At 30.9% G+C, this 20,529-nt stretch carries 17 protein-coding genes and 1 other RNA gene; 15 read left to right on the forward strand and 3 right to left on the reverse strand.

The genetic code is table 11. The annotated features are described in order from the left end of the window. Nucleotides 1-7 precede the first annotated feature (7 nt). Genes ACTTAU_RS06600 through ppdK form a run of 4 tightly spaced genes read left to right on the forward strand, consistent with a single transcriptional unit; the run spans nt 8 to nt 6,416 of the window. The gene (locus ACTTAU_RS06600) at nt 8-814 is read left to right on the forward strand and encodes a S49 family peptidase (protein ID WP_438304304.1); all 807 of its coding nucleotides are present in this window, start codon (nt 8-10) and stop codon (nt 812-814) included. Next, complete coding sequence (locus tag ACTTAU_RS06605) at nt 804-1,682, forward strand: glycine--tRNA ligase subunit alpha (protein WP_438306232.1); 879 nt, start codon at nt 804-806, stop codon at nt 1,680-1,682. The genes ACTTAU_RS06600 and ACTTAU_RS06605 overlap by 11 nt, the downstream gene beginning before the upstream one ends. 5 nt (nt 1,683-1,687) lie before the next feature. Next, entirely contained in the window at nt 1,688-3,760 is a 2,073-nt protein-coding gene (glyS, locus tag ACTTAU_RS06610; protein ID WP_438304303.1) for a glycine--tRNA ligase subunit beta, read from the forward strand. Beyond that, complete coding sequence (gene ppdK, locus ACTTAU_RS06615) at nt 3,753-6,416, forward strand: pyruvate, phosphate dikinase (protein WP_438304302.1); 2,664 nt, start codon at nt 3,753-3,755, stop codon at nt 6,414-6,416. Before glyS ends, ppdK begins: the two co-directional genes overlap by 8 nt. Nucleotides 6,417-6,724: 308 nt before the next feature. Here the strand turns inward: ppdK and ACTTAU_RS06620 are convergent, their stop codons facing one another. Both ACTTAU_RS06620 and ssrA read right to left on the reverse strand, forming a co-directional pair. After that, the gene (locus ACTTAU_RS06620; protein ID WP_438304301.1) at nt 6,725-7,741 is read right to left on the reverse strand and encodes a methyltransferase domain-containing protein; all 1,017 of its coding nucleotides are present in this window, start codon (nt 7,739-7,741) and stop codon (nt 6,725-6,727) included. 103 nt (nt 7,742-7,844) lie between these two features. Next, nucleotides 7,845-8,144, reverse strand: a transfer-messenger RNA (tmRNA) gene (ssrA, locus tag ACTTAU_RS06625). Nucleotides 8,145-8,148: 4 nt separating this feature from the next. On the opposite strand from ssrA, the gene thyX reads away from it, so the two are divergent. Further along, nucleotides 8,149-9,096, forward strand: coding sequence for an FAD-dependent thymidylate synthase (thyX, locus tag ACTTAU_RS06630; RefSeq protein WP_438304300.1), 948 nt, complete (start codon nt 8,149-8,151; stop codon nt 9,094-9,096). On the opposite strand, the gene ACTTAU_RS06635 is transcribed toward thyX, so the two are convergent. Continuing rightward, a complete protein-coding gene (locus tag ACTTAU_RS06635; RefSeq protein WP_438304298.1) occupies nt 9,077-9,901 on the reverse strand; it encodes an Mrp/NBP35 family ATP-binding protein in 825 nt (274 codons plus the stop codon). The genes thyX and ACTTAU_RS06635 overlap by 20 nt on opposite strands. Nucleotides 9,902-9,951: 50 nt before the next feature. Between ACTTAU_RS06635 and hflK the strand changes: the two genes are divergently transcribed. From hflK to ACTTAU_RS06685, 10 genes are all read left to right on the forward strand, one after another. Continuing rightward, nucleotides 9,952-11,055, forward strand: coding sequence for an FtsH protease activity modulator HflK (gene hflK / locus ACTTAU_RS06640; protein ID WP_085114664.1), 1,104 nt, complete (start codon nt 9,952-9,954; stop codon nt 11,053-11,055). Beyond that, nucleotides 11,056-11,928, forward strand: coding sequence for a protease modulator HflC (gene hflC / locus ACTTAU_RS06645; RefSeq protein ID WP_085114663.1), 873 nt, complete (start codon nt 11,056-11,058; stop codon nt 11,926-11,928). Between the two features lie 3 nt (nt 11,929-11,931). Continuing rightward, nucleotides 11,932-12,123 (forward strand): DUF2065 domain-containing protein, encoded by a 192-nt coding sequence (locus tag ACTTAU_RS06650; protein ID WP_438304295.1) that lies wholly within the window; start codon nt 11,932-11,934, stop codon nt 12,121-12,123. Next, nucleotides 12,120-13,523, forward strand: a complete 1,404-nt coding sequence (locus ACTTAU_RS06655) for a Do family serine endopeptidase (protein WP_438304294.1) — start codon at nt 12,120-12,122, stop codon at nt 13,521-13,523. The genes ACTTAU_RS06650 and ACTTAU_RS06655 overlap by 4 nt, the downstream gene beginning before the upstream one ends. A 3-nt stretch (nt 13,524-13,526) precedes the next feature. Then, entirely contained in the window at nt 13,527-14,435 is a 909-nt protein-coding gene (miaA, locus tag ACTTAU_RS06660; protein WP_438304291.1) for a tRNA (adenosine(37)-N6)-dimethylallyltransferase MiaA, read from the forward strand. Between the two features lie 53 nt (nt 14,436-14,488). Beyond that, the gene (locus ACTTAU_RS06665) at nt 14,489-16,255 is read left to right on the forward strand and encodes an acetolactate synthase 3 large subunit (RefSeq protein WP_438304290.1); all 1,767 of its coding nucleotides are present in this window, start codon (nt 14,489-14,491) and stop codon (nt 16,253-16,255) included. Beyond that, complete coding sequence (gene ilvN, locus ACTTAU_RS06670; protein WP_438304289.1) at nt 16,255-16,803, forward strand: acetolactate synthase small subunit; 549 nt, start codon at nt 16,255-16,257, stop codon at nt 16,801-16,803. Before ACTTAU_RS06665 ends, ilvN begins: the two co-directional genes overlap by 1 nt. Before the next feature lie 17 nt (nt 16,804-16,820). Then, nucleotides 16,821-17,843, forward strand: a complete 1,023-nt coding sequence (gene ilvC / locus ACTTAU_RS06675; protein WP_438304286.1) for a ketol-acid reductoisomerase — start codon at nt 16,821-16,823, stop codon at nt 17,841-17,843. A 76-nt stretch (nt 17,844-17,919) separates the two neighbouring features. Beyond that, a complete protein-coding gene (locus ACTTAU_RS06680) occupies nt 17,920-19,491 on the forward strand; it encodes a 2-isopropylmalate synthase (RefSeq protein ID WP_438304284.1) in 1,572 nt (523 codons plus the stop codon). A 1-nt stretch (nt 19,492) separates the two neighbouring features. Next, the gene (locus ACTTAU_RS06685) at nt 19,493-20,527 is read left to right on the forward strand and encodes a rod shape-determining protein (RefSeq protein WP_085114656.1); all 1,035 of its coding nucleotides are present in this window, start codon (nt 19,493-19,495) and stop codon (nt 20,525-20,527) included. Nucleotides 20,528-20,529 lie beyond the last annotated feature (2 nt).

The following is a 20,529-nucleotide window of genomic DNA, read 5'->3' on the forward strand; positions in this document are numbered from 1 at the left end:
ATCAAAAATGCTATCGTTTTTTAAAAAAAAAAGAATTGTTTCACACATTAAGCTTAATGGTGTTATTGGAAATGCTGGAAAGTTTAAACAAGGAATAGATTTTTCTGGTCAGGAAGAATTAATAAAAAAAGCTTTTTCATTAAAAAAATCAATTTGTGTTGCAATTTCAATTAATTCTCCAGGTGGTTCGCCGGTACAATCTCATATGATTTATAATTTCATAAGAAATCAAGCGAAAAAACATAAAAAAAAAGTAATATTTTTTGCTGAAGATGTTGCGGCCTCAGGTGGATATTTGATTTCTTGTGCTGGAGATGAGATTTATGCCAATTCAAGTTCAATCATTGGTTCTATTGGAGTTATTTATTCTTCATTTGGTTTTACAGAGTTAATTAAAAAAGTTGGAATAGAAAGACGTGTTCACACTGCTGGAAAAAATAAAAGTACTTTAGATCCTTTTTTGGATGAGAAAAGTGAAGATGTTGAACGGTTAAAAAGAATTCAGCTTGATTTGCATGAAGATTTTATAAATGTTGTTGAGAATAGTAGAGGCTCAAAACTTCAAAAAAAAGATATTGAATTATTTTCTGGAGAATTTTGGTCAGGTAAAAAAGCTAAAGAATTAGGTTTGATAGATGGAATTGGCGATGCTATTCAAATTTTAAAAGAAAAATATGGTGAAGATGTTGTTATTAAAAAATTCGAAAAACCTAAAAGCTGGTTGAGTAACAAATTATCATCATCAAATGATAAACTTGATCAATTAGCAAATATTTTTGATGAAAGATCCATTTGGCAAAGATATGGTCTCTAAGAAAAAAAAATTAAATAATAATTCATTTCAAGAGACAATATTTAATTTACAGAAATTTTGGAGTAAGGAAGGATGTACAATTTTACAGCCTTATGATCTTGAGGTAGGAGCTGGCACCTTTCATCCAGCAACAACTTTAAGATCTTTAGGGCCAAAACCATGGAAGGCAGCTTACGTGCAGCCTTCAAGAAGACCAACAGATGGTCGTTATGGAGATAATCCAAATCGATTACAGCATTATTATCAATTCCAAGTAATAATAAAACCATCAATTGATAATATAAAAAATCTGTACCTAAAAAGTCTATCCAAGATAGGTATAGATCATTCATTACACGATATTAGATTTGTCGAGGATGATTGGGAGAGTCCAACTCTTGGTGCAGCTGGTTTAGGCTGGGAAGTTTGGTGTGATGGTATGGAAATAACTCAATTTACATACTTTCAACAAATGGCAGGTATAGATTGTAATCCAGTTTCTGTAGAAATTACTTATGGTTTAGAGAGAATATGCATGTTCATTCAACAACAACAAAATGTTTATGATCTAGACTGGAATGAGAAGGGTGTGAAATATAAAGATGTCTTTCATCAGTCTGAAATGGAATTTTCAAAATATAATTTTGAGTTTGCGAATATTGAAAATTTATTTAAAAATTTTGATATGCACGAGTTTGAAGCTCGGTCATTAGCTGAAAAAAATATTTCTCTTCCCGCTTACGATCATTGCTTAAAAGCTAGTCATGTTTTTAATATTTTAGATGCAAGAGGAGCAATTAGTGTAGCTGAGAGAGCAGATTACATTAGCAGAATAAGAAATATTGTAAAATTAGTTGCTGAAGTTTGGATTGAAACACAAAAAAATTAATTAAAATGTCTGAATTATTTTTAGAGTTATTTAGTGAAGAAATTCCAGTTTCACTTCAAAAAGATATAAGAGAAAATTTGATTTTAGATATTAAAAAAGTTTTTGAGGAAAAATCAATTAAATTTAAAAAATATTTCTCATTATCAACACCAAACAGACTTGTTGTTGTTTTTCAAAATCTGGATAGAGAAGTTAAAATTAAATCTGAAGAAATAAAAGGTCCAAGCACAACATCTCCACCTCAAGCTTTAGAAGGTTTTTTAAAATCTCAAAAAATCTCTAAAAAACAAGTTTTTAAAAAGAAAAATGACAAAGGTGAATTTTATTTTTACAAAACCAAGGAAACTAAATTAAAAACCCCAGATTTAATTAAAGAACGTCTTCCAAAAATTTTAATTGAATTTAAGTGGAAAAAATCAATGAAATGGGGAAGCTATAACTTAAATTGGGGCAGGCCATTAAAATCAATATTGTGTATATTTGATAAAAAAGTAATAAATTTTTCAATAGGCCATTTAAAATCTTCAAATTACACATTTTTAGATAAAGATTTTGAAGAGAGAAAAAAAACTTTTAATGATTTTAAGACTTATCAAAAATCTCTAGAACAAACTGGCACAATTATAGATCAAGATAAAAGAAAAGATCATATCAGAAAAGAAATAGAAAAAATTTTAGAAAAAAAGAGTTTAATTATTGATGAAAATGAGAAATTATTAGATGAAGTCAACAATCTTGTAGATCAACCACATATTATAGAATGTTCATTTGATAAAAAGTTTTTAACAATACCTCAAGAGATATTAGTTTTAACAATGCAATCGCATCAAAAATATTTTCCTCTTTTTACTAAAAAAAAGGAAATTACTAATGAGTTTATAGTTGTTGCAAATAAAAAAGATAACAAAGGATTGATTAAAATTGGGAACGAGAGAGTTGTTAAGGCAAGACTAGAGGATGCTGAATTTTTTTGGAATAAAGATAAATCTCAAAATTTAGTGAAAAAAGTTTCTGGACTTAAGAATATGAATTTTTTCAAGGGTCTTGGTACATATTTTGACAAGGTTCAAAGAATGCGAAAATTAGCTGCTATGATTTCTGATGAACTGCTAATTAGTAAAGAGAAAGTTGAACTTTCAGCAACAATTTGTAAAACGGATTTAATCTCAGAAACTGTGGGTGAATTTCCAGAGTTGCAAGGAATTATGGGTGGTCATCTTTCCCATGTTCAAGGGTTTGACAAAGAAATTTCTGAAGCTGTTAAGGAACAATATTTACCGACAGGCCCTCATTCAAATGTTTCAAAAAAGCCTTATAGTATAACTATTTCTCTATCAGACAGAATTGACACTCTAGTAGGTTTCTTTGGGATAAACGAAAAACCTTCAAGTTCAAAAGATCCTTATGCTTTAAGAAGAGTTGCGTATGGTATTATCAGGATGATTATTGAGAATAAAAAAGATATCAAGATTAATGATATTATCTCCTATTCTTTAAATATTTATTTAGATCAAGATTTTAAATTTTCAAATAATAACATAATTAAAGACATTTCATTTTTTTTAAAAGATAGATTTAAATACTATTTGAAAGATAAAAATTTTAGACCAGATATTATTGATGCTGCAGTTAAAATTTTAGATTTGAACAAAATTTCTACAACCCATGAGAAAGCAAAAAGTCTTAATAAAATAATCGAAAAACCCCTTGGTATGGATGTTGTATCTTCTTATAAAAGAGCTTTCAATATTATTAATTCAGAAACAAAAAAAGCTGGCGAAAACCTTACCAATACAACTGATCCTGGAATTTTTAATAATGAATATGAAAAAGCCTTATTTAAAAAAACTAATGAATTAAAACAACATTTTGCCATGGTTGAAAATAAACAAAATTTTGATGAGATACTAGGCTCTCTTGCGTCAGCAAAAAAAGAGATTTTTGATTTCTTTGATAATGTAAAAGTAAATGATGAAAGTGAAATTATCAAAAAAAATAGATTGGAACTATTAAGTTTCTTCTGTAAAACCTACGAGAATTTTATAGATTTTCAATTGATCAAAGATGCCAATGAATAAGTTTATTTTTAATTTTAGCTCTAAAGAGGTTAAAAAAATTAAAAATCCTAAAAATATTTTAGGTGGAAAAGGTGCAAATTTATCAGAGATGGGAAGAATGGGATTTCCTGTACCTCCAGGTTTTACAATTTCGACTAATGTTTGTGATTTATTTTATAAAAATAAAAAAAAACTCAATTCTAAAATAATTAATCAAATCAAATCTGAGCTTAAGGTAATTGAAAAAGATGTAAAAAAAAGATTTGGAGACCTAAAAAATCCTTTATTGCTCTCTGTTAGATCTGGAGCAAGAGTTTCAATGCCAGGTATGATGGATACAATATTAAATCTGGGACTTAACGATGAAACTGTAATAGCTTTATCCAACAAAACTTCAAATGGTAGATTTGCAAAAGATAGTTATAGACGATTTATTCAAATGTATGGAAATGTTGTATTGGGTGTGGAAAGTCATCATTTTGAAGAGTTAATTGAAAATTATAAATTAACTAAAGGTGTTCTTTTAGATACTGAACTAGATGAAAGTGATTGGGATGGTTTAATTAGTGATTTTAAAAAAGTAGTTAAAGAAAAAACTCAAAAAGACTTTCCTCAAAATGTATATGACCAACTTTTAGGCGCAATTAGCGCGGTATTTTTATCATGGGAAAGCAATAGGGCAAAAATTTATAGAAAATTAAATCAAATACCTTCCGAATGGGGCACTGCTGTTAATGTTCAATCAATGGTTTTTGGAAATATGGGAAACGATTGCGCAACCGGAGTAGTGTTTACAAGAAATCCTTCTGATGGTTCCAATGATATTTACGGAGAATATCTGATTAATGCCCAAGGTGAAGATGTTGTAGCTGGTACTAGAACGCCACAATATATTACTAAAAAGGCTCGCGAAGATGCAAATGTAAAAGATCCATCAATGGAAGAGTCTATGCCTAAAGTCTATAAACAATTAGAAAAAATTTTGATTAAGCTGGAAACTCATTACAAAGATATGCAGGATGTCGAGTTTACTGTCGAAAACAATAAACTTTGGATTTTGCAAACTAGGTCAGGAAAAAGAACTTCTAAGTCAGCAGTAAAAATAGCTGTTGATATGGTTAAAGAAAAATTAATTTCTAAAAAACAGGCTATTCTGAGAATAGATCCAAGTTCTTTAGATACTTTGTTACATCCAACATTAGATGAAAAAAGCGAAATAAACGTAATAGCAAATGGTCTTCCAGCATCACCAGGAGCAGCAAGTGGCAAAGTAGTTTTTACTTCAGAAGAGGCTGAAAGATTAAACGATATGATGCAGGATACTATATTGGTTAGAGTAGAAACTTCTCCAGAAGATATTCAGGGAATGCATGCTGCTAAAGGAATTTTAACTGCAAGAGGAGGTATGACTAGTCATGCCGCTGTAGTAGCAAGAGGTATGGGTAGACCTTGTGTTTCTGGATCAAGTGAAATTGATATTAATTATGAAAGTAAAATTTTCAAAACTTCTGAGCTTGAAGTTAAAGAGGGTGATATTATTACAATTGACGGCTCAACAGGAAGAATAATCCTTGGGAAGGTACCAACAGTTAAACCTGAAATTTCTGGTGATTTTTCAAAATTAATGAGCTGGGCAGATGATACTAGAAAATTAAAAGTAAGAACAAATTCAGAAACTCCTATTGATACAAAAACAGCAAGGGATTTTGGTGCAGAGGGAATTGGTCTATGCAGAACAGAACATATGTTTTTTGATGAGGAAAGAATTTTATCCGTAAGAGAGATGATTTTATCAAAATCAAAAGAGGACAGGGCAAAAGCATTAGCAAAATTATTACCACATCAGAAAAAAGACTTTGTAGAGATTTTTAAAATAATGGGTGGATTGCCTGTAACTGTAAGATTATTAGATCCACCATTACATGAGTTTTTGCCTCATTCAGACAAAGAAATTCAAGAAGTGGCAAATGTGGTCGGAGTAGACTTAAAGGAAGTTAAATCAAGAATATCTGAATTACATGAGCAAAATCCTATGCTTGGTCATAGAGGTTGTAGATTGGGCATTTCTTATCCTGAAATATATGAAATGCAATGTAGAGCAATTTTTGAGGCTTTAGTTGAATTAAAAAAGAATAAAGTAAAATCAGCTTTTCCTGAAATCATGATTCCTTTAGTCTCTACAGAAGTTGAAATTAAGATTATGAAAGAATTAGTTAATAAAATTGCAAAAACTGTTCAAGAGGAAAACAAAGTTAAAATTGATTTTATGGTTGGTACTATGATTGAGCTTCCAAGAGCAGCAATTAAAGCAAAAGATATCGCAAAACATGCTCAGTTTTTTAGCTTTGGAACTAACGATTTAACTCAAACCACATTTGGAATAAGTAGAGATGATAGTGGTAAATTTTTAAATGATTACATTGATAATAAAATTTTTGATATTGATCCATTTGTTTCAATTGACGAAGGTGTTGAAGATTTGATTGAGATTGCAGTTTTAAAAGGCAAGAAGCAAAATAAAAAAATTAAATTAGGTATATGTGGTGAGCATGGAGGTGATCCTAAAAGTATAGCTTTTTGTTCTAGGGTTGGATTGAATTATGTCTCTTGTTCTCCATATAGAGTTCCAATTGCAAGACTTGCAGCAGCTCAAGCTGAAATAAATAAAAATAAATAAAATATTTCAGGGGCGTTCTGTTTCTCGTCCCAAGACAGATAATTAGCATATTTACTTACTAATTGGAATTTCTTCGTTGTCTTCTTCGTTGTCATATTGCTCTATTTTCTTTTCACTTTCTTTTCTGACTTCGTTGTCTTCGTTGTATTGAATAATTTCTTATGTTCAGACACTAGCATTTCATTACTCTCGTCTAGGTAGTTAGATTGGATAATCTCTGGCGAATTATTAGAGTGTCTAGAGATAACTTGAAGAGGGGTATTTTGGTTATATCTTTGAGTTATGAGGATAAATTTTATAACTCATATTTAATTAAATATTAAATTGATATCATTGATACTTTTTGTAAGTTCTTGTTGCGTTAATTTGTGATTTTTAAAGAAAATATTTTTTATTTTAAGTTTAATGAATTCCAATTTTACAACAATATTAAATATATCAATATCTTTTTTTATTTTTTTATTACTAATAATGTTTTTAAGATCATGATATTTTTTATTTTTATATAGTATAGTTTTTAATACATTTTCTTGCCTACTTTTATTTAATCCATTAATAGAGATCTTTGAAATATCTCTTTTTTTTTTTAGAAAAAATACTACAGACTGATGATAATTTAAGAAATCAACTTTGTGAGAATAATTTTTTAAAAATGTATTTCCAAAGTTTATTACAAAATTTTTTTTATAATTGTCAGGGTAGAATAATTGAAAATTTGGCACATAGCAATCATCCATTATTTTGTCTATGAAGTTTCTTTCAAATCTCTTCTGTAAAAAATTTTGAAACTTTTTTATTTTAATATTTTTCAATAATTTTCTTTGCAAACTAGCTAAAAAAACGTTTAACGACCCTGGTCGATAAAAGTAAAACCACATTTTTCCATTCAATTTCATTGATAGAATTAAATTTTTTACTGCTTTATCAACATGATCAACATGTTGAATAATTCCATGCAAGTAAATAAAATCAAACTTTTTTCTTGGCAAACTATTTTTTGAGAGATCAAGTCGTCTAGATTTTATTATTCTATTTAGATTATTTGTCTTAATATATTTTTTAAATCTTATAATATTATAGTGCGATATGTCGTAATGAAATATTTCTTTTGGTTTAAAACTTAATAATCCTAACGCTTCTCTTCCAGACCCCACATTCATAATAGTTTTATCTTTTAGATCATTGTTGGTAATTGACATTTTCTTTAAATTTTTCTTAATTAGTTTTGATGTTATTAAAATATTTTTTTTATTAAAAAAATCATCATCCATTTTTTCAAAACTCGCACCAGATGAATGCTTTCCATAAAAATTATCTATTTTCATTATCTTTAAGATTTTTTGTTTAAATTTTTTAGTTAATTAAATTTTATATAAATGAATAAGAAACAGTATAAAGTAACAATTATATTATATTAATTAAAATTTAAAAGGGGCGTTCTGTTGCCAGGTGCCCCAAACCCCGTCTACTTAATTAACCGAAGTTAATTATGCAGCAAGTGCGTAACTTTCGTTAGCAATTATAAATTAGCCCTTTACGGAGGAACAATTCCGAACGAAAGAATAGCCTTTAGACATTCGTCGATTCTGGTTCACCCCCATAAGTTGTAATGGTGGAGGTGGTGGGTACTGCCCCCACGTCCGCAATGGTTATTACGAAATTCGTTTATCGTCATAGTTGGAAAACCAACTTTATTAATATAAAAGGAATTGCAATAGATTCAATAACAATCATGAAATTAACTAAAGAGCAAACAGAAGAAATAAAAAATCAGCAAGCTCAAAGCAATCAAACTAAAAGAGTTACATCGCCTGAGCTTGAAAAAGTTTTGTATGAGGCAATTCCAGCTCTAGACCATGGGTTTGTTAGAGTAGTTGATTATATGGGTGATGATACCTCCATTGTTCAGTCTGCTAGAGTTTCATATGGAAAAGGCACAAAACAAGTATCTACTGATAAAGGTTTAATTAAATATTTAATGAGACATTGGCACAGCACTCCATTTGAAATGTGCGAAATTAAATATCACATTAAGCTTCCAATTTTTATTGCTAGACAATGGATAAGACACAGAACAGCAAATGTTAATGAGTACTCTGCTCGATATTCAATTTTGGATAAAGAATTTTATTTACCCGCTAAAGAAAATTTAGCTGCTCAGTCTAAAAGTAATAGACAAGGTAGAGGAGAGGTTCTTGAGGGCGAACAAGCAAATGAGGTATTGGAGCTTTTAAAAAATGATGCAGAGAGAACTTATGATAATTATGAAACTATGTTGAATGAAAGATATGATGGTTCAACTATTGATGAAAATAAAAAGGGATTAGCAAGAGAACTTGCAAGAATGAATTTAACTTTAAATACATACACACAGTGGTACTGGAAAACAGATTTATTAAATTTGATGAATTTTTTAAGACTAAGAGCTGATAGTCACGCACAATATGAAATAAGAGTTTATGCTGACCTAATGTTAGATACCTTAAAAAAATGGGTTCCTATTACTTATGAAGCATTTATGGATTATCGAGTTGGAGGTACTGAGGTTTCAGCTAAAGGTAAAAATATAATTCAAAAATTGATAAAAGGAGAAGACGTTTCACCTGATGACTCTGGTCTTTCTAAAAGAGAATGGAATGAATTAATGGAAGCTTTTGAGCTTAAAGATAAGTTGATTTAATTTTTTCCGCAAACTCTAAATATATTTTAGAAATTTCATGATTTGGGTTTTCTTCTACAATTGGCTTCCCATTATCACCAGCTTTACCAACCTCAGGATTAATTGGTATTTCACCTAAAAATTCTTTATTGAATTCTTTAGCTGTTCTTTTAACACCTCCCTCACCAAAAATTTTATAATTTTTTCCATCATCGCCTTTAAAATAACTCATATTATCTACCAATCCTAAAATTTTAACATCTAGTTTATCAAACATTTTAATACCTCTTACAACATCAAGTAATGCTACCTCTTGGGGAGTAGAAACAATTATGGCTCCATCTATTTTGATTTCTTGGGAAAATGTTAGCTGCGTATCTCCTGTTCCTGGAGGCATATCAATAATAATAAAATCTAAATCTTTCCAATTTACTTTTTGAGTAAAAGTTTTAATTGCACTTGTAACCATAGGGCCTCTCCAAATCATAGGAGTTTGCTGATCCGCCAAAAATCCAATCGACATACATTGAATGTCATATTTCATTACAGGTTCAAGTTTTTGACCATCACTTTTTGGTTTTTCATTTATATCAAACATTTTTGGTATTGAGGGTCCGTAAATATCAGCGTCAAGCAATCCAACTTTACAGCCAACACTTTTAAGGGCTAAAGCAAGATTTGTTGCAAAAGTAGATTTACCAACACCACCCTTCGCACTGGAGACTGCGATTGTAAACTTTGTTCCAAGTATAGGGTTTTTAGTAAAGTTTTTTGGCTCTACTTTTTTTTTCATTGCGTCACTTAGTTCTGGCTTTTTTTCAGACATATTTTGATCTTAACTTGTTTTTGAGTTCAAAGACACTATATACATAGTGTATGTCTGACAATTTTCAACAAAGAGGTGGAAGTCCTTGGGGGTCTCCTCCAGGAGGCGGAAATGGCAATGGATCAGGTCGAGGTCCAACACCACCAGATGTTGATAAAATTATAAGAGAGTTCCAGGATAAAATAAAAAATTTTTTACCAGGTGGAAAATCTTCAAGCACTAAATCTTTAATTTTAGGATTGATAATTTTAGCATTTGTTTGGTTAGCAAGCGGACTTTATAGAGTGCTTCCTGATGAGCAAGGTGTAGTTTTAAGATTTGGAAAATTTGTAAATACAACACAACCTGGATTAAATTATCATATTCCATTTCCAGTGGAGAGTGTTTTGACTCCAAAAGTTACAAAAGTTAACAGAATAGATATTGGTTTTAGATCTGAAAGAGAAAGTGGTTTCTCAAGTGGTGGTGGAGTAGCGGATGTACCACAAGAAAGCCTAATGTTAACTGGTGATGAAAATATAGTTAATATTGATTTTTCTGTTTTTTGGGTGATTAAAGATGCTGGAAATTTCTTATTTAAAATTCAAGATCCTGAAGGAACAGTAAAAGCTGCAGCAGAAACAGCTATGAGAGAAGTTATTGCAAAAAGTGATATTCAACCAATTTTAACTGAAGGGAGATCTAAAATTGAGGTTGAAACACAAGATATAATTCAAACTATATTGGATGACTATGAGAGTGGTATTCAAATAACTCAAGTACAAACTCAAAAAGCAGATCCACCTGATCAAGTAATTGATGCTTTTAGAGATGTTCAGGCTGCTAGAGCTGACATGGAAAGAGCAAAAAATGAAGCTGAGGCTTATGCTAATGATGTAATTCCAAGAGCGAGAGGGGAAGCTCAAAAAATTTTACAAGCTGCGGAAGCATATAAAAAAGAAGTTGTAGCAAAATCAGAAGGGGAAGCTAGCAGATTCCTTGCAATTTATAACGAATACAAAAATGCTAAAGCTGTAACTCAAGAGAGAATGTATTTAGAAACAATGGAAAAAGTTTTAGCAGATATAGATAAAGTTATTATTGAAAATAATGGAGGTTCAGGTGTTGTTCCATATTTGCCGCTACCAGAATTAAAAAAAAAGGCGACTAATTAAATGAAAGCTGGAAAAATATTATTAGGTATTATTATTGCAATAGGAGCTCTTGCTTTCTTATCAGTAATTATTGTTAAAGAAGTTAACCAAGCAATCATACTTCAATTTGGTGACCCTAAAAGAATTATAACAAAACCTGGATTAAATTTTAAAATACCTTTTATCCAAAATGTTGTTTATCTTGATAAGAGGATTTTAAATTTAGATACACCACCAGAAGAAGTTATTGCATCAGATCAAAAACGTTTAATTGTAGATGCTTTTGCCAGATTTCAAATTGTTGATCCTTTAAAATTTTATATTTCAGTTGGAGATGAAAGAGTTGCGAGATCAAGATTATCTACAATTATCAATTCAAGAATTAGAAATGTTTTGGGTCAAGAAGAACTTCAAACTTTATTATCAAAAGATAGATCAAAACAAATGGCTTTAATTAAAGAAGGCGTAAACAATGAAGCACAAAATTTTGGAATAAATATTGTTGATGTTCGGATTAAAAGAGCAGATTTACCTCAAGCTAATAGTGATGCTATTTATAGAAGAATGCAAACCGAGAGGGAAAGAGAAGCAAAAGAATTTAGAGCGGAAGGTGCAGAAATGGCCGTAACTATTACTTCAACAGCCGATAAAGAAGTTACAGTTATTTTAGCAGAGGCACAAAAAGAATCTGAGATTATGAAGGGTGAAGGTGATGGGGCAAGAAATAAGATATTTGCTGACGCATTCGGTCAAGATCCAGAATTTTTTGCATTTTATAGAGCGATGCAAGCTTATGAAAAAGCTCTAATTGGTGGTGAGACTTCTTTAATTTTATCTCCAGACTCAGAGTTCTTTAAATTTTTTGGAAATATAAAGCCAGAAATTAATCAGTAGAAAATGAAAGAGCTATTTATAGCTTTTGGTTTATTTTTATTTATCGAAGGAATTTTATATGCCTTATTTCCATCAAAAATGAGAAGTATGTTAAGCAAACTTGAATTGTTAAAAGATAGTCAATTAAGGACTGGCGGATTAATCTTTGCAATTTTAGGATTTGTAATTATTTACTATTTAAAGACTATTACATGAAAAATTTAAAAATATATTTACTTACATTATTAATACTTATTAGTTTTAATGCTAAATCTTTTTCAAAAGGTGTGCCAGAGTCTTTTGCAGATCTTGCTGAAAAGTTGATGCCATCTGTTGTAAATATCTCAACAACACAAACTGTAGTTACAAATACTAATCCTTTTCCATTTCAATTTCCTCCAGGATCACCATTTGAGGATATGTTTAAAGAATTTGGAGCTCCTCAAGAGAGAAAATCTTCAGCACTCGGGTCTGGTTTTATAATTGATGAGAAAGGAATTGTTGTAACAAACAATCACGTTATCCAAGATGCCGAAGATATTATTGTTAGAGTAAATGGCGATAAAGAATTTAAAGCAACAGTTATAGGTGCAGACCCTTTATCAGATATAGCTGTTTTGCAATTAGAAACTAAAGAAAAATTTATTCCTGTTTCATTTGGAAACTCTGATAAAGCTAGAATTGGGGATTGGGTGATTGCAATTGGAAACCCTTTTGGATTAGGAGGAACAGTCACTTCAGGTATCATTTCTGCCAGAAATAGATCGATTGGTCTTTCAAGATATGAAGACTACATTCAAACTGATGCTTCGATTAACTCAGGAAATTCAGGTGGACCATTGTTTGATATGAATGGAAATGTGATTGGAATTAATACAGCAATTTTAGGAAGAAACGGATCTATAGGAATTGGTTTTTCAATACCTTCCAATAGTGCACAAATTGTTATCGATCAATTAATTGAATTTGGGGAAACCAAAAGAGGTTGGTTAGGTGTAAGAATTCAAGATGTTACTAAAGAGATAGCTGAAGTTGAAAATTTAGATGAGCCAAGAGGAGCTTTGGTTGCAAGTGTTGCTGATAATAGTCCGTCCGATAAAGCAGGAATTAAAGCTGGAGATATAATCTTAGAATTTAATAATGAAAGAATTAAAGAAATGAAAGAGCTGCCAATAATAGTTGCTCGAACTGAAGTTGGAAAAAAAGTTGATGTAAAAATTTGGAGAAATAAAAAAGAACTAGTCAAAAAAGTAACACTAGGTAGATTAGAAACATCAGAAGATTTCAAAGTTACTGAAAAATCTTCACCCACAGAGAATAAAATTGATGATTTAAAAATCACAGTAAGAACACTTAACAAAGAAGACATTAAAGAAAGAAATCTTCCAAATCAAACCAAAGGATTAGTAATAACTAAAATAGAAAATGATAGTCCATTAATTAATTCAATTGAAGTTAATAGTATAATAATTGAAGCACAAAAGAAAAAAATTGATAGTGCAAATGATCTAAAACAAATTGTAAAACAAGTTTTAAATACCAATCAAAAAACAATCTTGCTTGTAATCTACAACAGCCAAAATCAAAGAAGATACATAGGTGTTAAATTAAAATAGATAATGGATTTAAAATCCAAAATCATTTTAATCTATGGTCCAACAGCATCAGGTAAATCTAATTTTGCAGTCAAACTAGCAAAAAAAATTGGAGGTGAAATAATTAATGCTGATAGCATGCAGCTTTACAAAGATTTAAAAATTTTAACTGCCAGACCTTTTAAAAAAGAATACCAAGATATCAAGCATCATCTATATGGATTTCAAAGTGGAAAAAAAAACTTTTCAACTGGTGATTGGTTAAAGTTAGCAATTAAAAAGATAGGAGAAGTGAAAAGAAGAAAAAAAATCCCAATTTTAGTTGGTGGAACTGGATTATATTTTAAAGCATTAATAGATGGTTTGGTTGAAATTCCAAACATACCGATGGCTTTTAGAAATAAAATAAGAAAACTACAAAAAGATCTTGGTCAAAAAAATTTTTATAAAAAACTTTTAAAACTTGATCCTAATTTAGTTAAAACAATAAAACCTACTGATACTCAAAGATCGATAAGAGCTTATGAGGTAAAACTATTTACAAATAAATCAATTAACGAATGGTATGATAATACAAAATCACAATTTAAAAAAAAAGATTTTTACAAATTAATTATTGATTTCCCAAGATCAGATTTAATTGAAACGATTAACCAAAGAGCATTTAAAATGTTTAAATTGGGGGCTGTACTTGAGGTTAAAAAATTTTTAAAGCTCAAGATTAATAAAAATAAAAGTATATCAAAAGCAATAGGAGTTGCAGAAATAAAGGAATATTTAACTAAAAAAGTGGATGAAAAAGAAGCAATTGAAAAAATATCAATAAAGACCAGACAATATGCCAAAAGACAGATGACTTGGTCACGAGGCCACATGTCAAATTGGATAAAATTAAACCCCAAAAGAATAAATAATTTTCTAAAAAAAATTTAATTATTCTTCACTATAGCTTGACCAATTAGTACAACTTCAGCTAGATTGCTTTGATGTCTAAATTATATTCAGGAGCGGAGATCGTATTCAAATGTCTTGAGGATCAAGACGTTAAATTTATTTTTGGTTATCCTGGAGGAGCAGTATTGCCAATTTATGATGAGTTAAAAAATCATCCATCAATAAAACATATTTTAGTAAGACACGAGCAAGGAGCTGGTCATGCTGCAGAAGGATATGCAAGATCTACTGGAAAGCCAGGTGTAGTCCTTGTAACTTCTGGGCCAGGTGCAACCAATATAGTTACTGCTTTAACAGATGCTTATATGGATTCTGTTCCATTAGTTTGCATTTCAGGTCAAGTTCCAACTCATTTGATTGGCACAGATGCATTCCAAGAATGTGATACGACAGGAATTACAAGACCGTGTACCAAACATAACTGGCTAGTAAAAGATATTAAAGACCTTCCAAAAATTTTACATGAAGCATTTCATGTGGCAACTACAGGAAGACCTGGACCTGTGTTAATTGATATTCCAAAAGATGTCCAATTTTCAAAAACTAATTATTCAAAACCTAAAATGCAAAAAAGATTAAATGGAAAATCCCATAATCATTTTTCACAAGATGATATAGACAAATTAGTTGACCTTATTTCAAAAGCAAAAAAACCAGTAATTTATTCTGGTGGAGGAGTAATAAATTCAGGACCTGAAGCAAGTGAATCTCTAAGAGAATTTACAAGATTAACTGGGTTTCCAATCACATCAACTTTACAAGGGCTTGGAGCTTTCCCAGGAGATGATGATCAGTTTTTAGGTATGCTAGGAATGCATGGAACTTACGAAGCTAATAATGCAATGCATGATTGTGATTTATTGATAAATATTGGTGCAAGATTTGATGATCGTATAACTGGTAAAATTGATGAATTTTCTCCAAATTCAAAAAAAATTCATATTGATATTGACCCATCATCAATAAATAAAATTATAAAAGTTGATCTTGCAATTGTTGGTGACGTAAATGATGTAATCCAATCATCAATCAAAACAATCAATAAAAAAAATAAAAGTTTAAAAAATTCTAATAAAGAAAAGATTTCAAAATGGTGGCAGCAAATCCAAAAATGGAGAGAAAAAAATTCTTTAGGTTTTATCAATAGCAATGAAACTATAAAACCTCAACATGCTGTCCAGAGACTTTATGAATTAACAAAAAATCAAGATACTTTTATTACAACTGAAGTTGGTCAACACCAGATGTGGGCAGCTCAACACTATAAATTTAATAAACCAAACCGATGGATGACATCAGGTGGTCTTGGGACGATGGGATATGGTTTACCAGCAGCTGTTGGTGTTCAGATAGCACATCCAGATAAATTAGTTATTGATATTGCCGGAGAGGCTTCAGTTTTAATGACGATGCAGGAAATGTCCACAGCAGTACAATATAATTTACCAATAAAAATATTTATTTTAAACAACCAATACATGGGAATGGTAAGACAATGGCAAGAGCTTTTACATGAGAAAAATTACTCAGAGAGTTATTCAGAAGCTTTACCAGATTTTAATAAAATGGCAGAGGCTTATGGGTGTAAGGGAATAAGAGTAGAAAATTATGGTGAATTAGATGAAAAAATTCAAGAAATGATTGATTATAAAGGTCCGGTGATATTTGACTGTCAGGTAGATCCAGGAGAAAACTGTTTTCCAATGATACCATCAGGCAAACCTCATAACCAAATGATACTAGGTCCAAATGATCAAGCAGAGAATAAAATAACTGGCAAGGGTAAGTCTTTAGTTTAATGGTAAAATCTAAGTCAGCTTATAGTGTTTCAACTAAAAAGGAAAAATCAGATACACACATATTTGTTTTATGGGTGGATAATGAAGCTGGTGTATTAGCAAGAGTTGTAGGTTTATTTTCTGGAAGAGGCTACAATATAGAGTCTTTAGCTGTTGCAGAAATCGATGCTAAAAAAAATATTTCAAGAATTACAATTGTAACTACTGGTACTCCACAAGTAATCGATCAAATTAAGTTACAATTAGGTAAGCTAGTGCCAGTACACAAAGTGGCAAACTTCAAAAGAGAAGATAAGCAAGTAATTTTCAAAGAAATGGCACTTTTAAAAATTGTTGGTGCCAAGGTCAAAATTGATAAATGTTTAAAAGCTTGTAAAAATTATAATCCAGTAATAATAGATAAAACAAAAAAATCAGTAGTTCTTCAAATTACAGCATTAAGAAGAGAAATTGACAAAATGAATTTAAAATTAAAACCTCTAGGTCTAATTAGCACTTCTAGAACAGGGGCGATCGCGATGACAAGAGGTGCTGAAGTTTTTAACTAATTAAAAAGGAGAAAAAAATGAAAATGTTTTATGAAAAAGATGCTGATGTAAATCTAATAAAAGAAAAGAAAGTTGCAATATTTGGTTATGGAAGTCAAGGACACGCACATGCTTTAAATTTAAAAGATAGTGGTGTTAAAGAAGTAGTTGTTGCTTTAAGAGATGGTTCTGCAAGTAAGGCAAAAGCTGAATCTAAAGGTTTAAAAGTTATGAATTTATCTGATGCAGCTGAATGGGCTGATGTTTGCATGATATTAACTCCAGATGAATTGCAGGCAACAATATATAAAAATCATATTGAGCAAAGAATTAAAGAAGGAACAAGTTTAGCTTTTGCGCACGGTTTAAATATTCATTACGATTTAATTAAAGCAAGAAAAGATCTTGATGTTTTTATGGTGGCACCAAAAGGACCTGGCCATTTAGTGAGAAGTGAATTTGAAAAAGGTGGTGGTGTGCCATGCTTAATGGCTGTTCACCAAGATGGAACTGGTAAGGCAAGAGATTTAGCTTTGTCTTATGCATCAGCAATTGGGGGAGGTAGATCAGGAATTATTGAAACAACATTTAAAGATGAATGTGAAACTGATTTATTTGGTGAGCAAACAGTTCTTTGTGGTGGTTTAGTTGAACTAATTAAAAATGGATATGAAACATTGGTTGAAGCTGGTTATGAACCTGAAATGGCATACTTCGAATGTCTCCATGAAGTAAAACTGATTGTTGACTTAATTTATGAAGGTGGAATAGCTAATATGAACTACTCAATTTCTAATACTGCAGAGTATGGTGAATATGTTTCTGGTCCAAGAATTATAAATAAAGAAGAAACAAAGAAGAGAATGAAAGAAGTTTTAGCAGATATTCAGTCTGGTAAGTTTACAAAACAGTGGATTGAAGAGTGTAAAAATGGACAAAAAAACTTTTTAAAAACTAGAGAGGATTTAGCTAAACATTCAATTGAAACTGTAGGTGCCAAACTAAGAGATATGATGCCTTGGATTGGTAAAAAGAAGTTAGTTGATAGTGACAAGAGTTAAAAGATAAGAAATTCTAACAATTATTTTGCAAAATCTATTATAGATTGTATTATCCATTTTCTTAAATTTTAAGATTATGGCTGATAAAGATAGAGTTTTTATATTTGATACAACAATGCGAGATGGTGAGCAATCACCTGGAGCCTCTATGAGTCTTGAGGAAAAAATTCAAATTGCGAGAGTTTTTGATGAACTTGGTGTTGATATTATTGAAGCTGGTTTTCCAATTGCATCCCCTGGAGATTTTGAAGCTGTAACAGCAATTAGTAAAGTTTTAAAAAAATCAATTCCGTGTGGTTTAGCAAGACATTCAAAAAAAGATATTGATAGATGTTTTGAAGCATTAAAACATGCTCCAAGATTTAGAATTCATACATTTATTTCTACGAGCCCCTTACATATGAAGCATAAACTTAACAAAACCCCTGAGCAAGTTTATGAGTCAATCAAAGAACATGTAAGTTATGCAAGAAATCTTACAGACGATGTAGAGTGGTCGTGTGAAGACGGAACAAGAACTGATATGGATTACATGTGCAAGACAGTTGAGCTTGCAATAAAATCAGGTGCTAAAACTATTAATATTCCAGATACAGTTGGTTATACTGTGCCTTCTGAATTTACAAAAATTATAAATACTCTTTTAAATAAAGTTCCAAATATTGATCAAGCAATTTTATCAACTCATTGTCATAATGATTTAGGATTAGCTGTTGCAAATTCTTTAGCTGGAATACAAGCGGGTGCAAGACAAATTGAATGTACGATAAATGGTATTGGTGAAAGAGCGGGGAATGCAGCTCTTGAAGAAGTTGTTATGGCTATAAGAACTAGAAATGATTTAATGCCTTTTGAAACTGGAATTAATACATCATTATTGAGTAAAGCTTCTAAGTTAGTTTCAAATGTTACTGGTTTTCCAGTTCAATATAATAAAGCAATAGTTGGTAAAAATGCTTTTGCTCACGAGTCAGGTATTCATCAAGATGGAATGTTAAAAAATAGAAATACTTATGAGATTATGACACCTGAAAGTGTTGGAGTTAAACAGACTTCTTTAGTAATGGGAAAACATTCTGGAAGACATGCTTTTAAAGATAAATTGATTAGCTTAGGCTATGCTGATTTGACAGATGATGTTATTGAAAATGCCTTTGGGAAATTTAAAGTTTTGGCTGATAAAAAGAAGCATATTTATGATGAAGATATTATAGCATTAGTAGATGATAGTTTAGTTTTAGACAACAAAGCTAATACGATAGTTTTAAAATCACTAAAAGTTTTTGCAGGAACAGGTGAACCTCAAAAAGCTGAAATGAAATTAGATGTCAGTGGGGAAATAAAATCTGCTTCTGAAACAGGCGATGGTCCTGTTGATGCAATATTTAAATGTATTAAAAAATTATATCCACATGATGTGAATTTACAATTGTATCAAGTACATGCTGTAACAGAAGGAACAGACGCTCAAGCAACAGTAAGTGTTCGTATTGAGGAAAATGGTAAAACTACAGTTGGTCAAGCTGCAGATACTGATACATTAGTTGCCTCAGCTAACGCATATATAAGTGCTTTAAATAAGATGATTTTAAAAAGAGGAAAAACTGCACCAATGGAACAAGAAAATCAAAAGGTAAGAGGAATATAATATGGGTTTATTTGATAGAGTGAAGAAAATTTGGAGCCAAGATATGGCGATTGATCTTGGAACAGCAAACACATTAGTTGTTGTTAAGGGTCAAGGTGTGGTTCTAAATGAGCCCTCTGTGGTTGCAATTGTGGATCAGGGTGGAAAAAAAACAGTTCTTGCAGTTGGTGATGAAGCCAAAACTATGCTTGGAAGAACCCCAGGTAATATAAGTGCTATCAGACCATTAAGAGATGGAGTTATTGCAGACTTTATAGTTACAGAAGAAATGATTAAACATTTTATAAAAAAGGTTCATAAAGGAAGCACATTTGCAAATCCAAGAATTTTAATTTGCGTACCAACTGGTTCGACCCCGGTTGAAAGAAAAGCTATTCAAGACAGTGCACTTGCAGCAGGAGCAAGACGTGTACAACTTATTGAAGAACCAATAGCTGCTGCCATTGGAGCAGGTTTACCGATATCTGAAGCAACGGGTTCAATGGTAGTTGATATAGGTGGAGGAACAAGTGAGATTGCAGTTATGTCCTTAGGTGGATTAGTTTATTCAAAATCACTAAGAGTAGCTGGTGATGCAATGGATACAGCCCTAGTAAATTATATGAGAAAAGAATACAATTTAATGATTGGAGATAGTACTGCGGAAAAAATTAAAAAAGAAATTGGTACTGCAATACCTTCAAATGACAATACCTATCCAGTTAAAGGTAGGGATTTAAGATCTGGAACACCTAAAGAAGTAAATATTACAGAAGAAGATACTGCAGAAGCTTTAAATGATATTTTAAAAGAAATGGTATCAGGAATAAAAGATGCATTAGAGTCTACTCCACCTGAATTATCTGCTGACTTAGTTGATATGGGTTTAACTTTAACTGGTGGTGGTGCGTTACTTAAAAATATAGATAAAAGATTTGCTAAAGAAACAGGTTTACCAGTTCATATTGCTGAGGACCCATTATCATGTGTTGCAATTGGTACTGGAAAAGCTTTAGATCAAGAACAAACTTTCTCTACGATGCTTACTGAGTACTAAGA

The organism is Candidatus Pelagibacter sp. HIMB1505, assembly GCF_052047915.1.
Lineage (GTDB): Bacteria > Pseudomonadota > Alphaproteobacteria > Pelagibacterales > Pelagibacteraceae > Pelagibacter > Pelagibacter communis_A.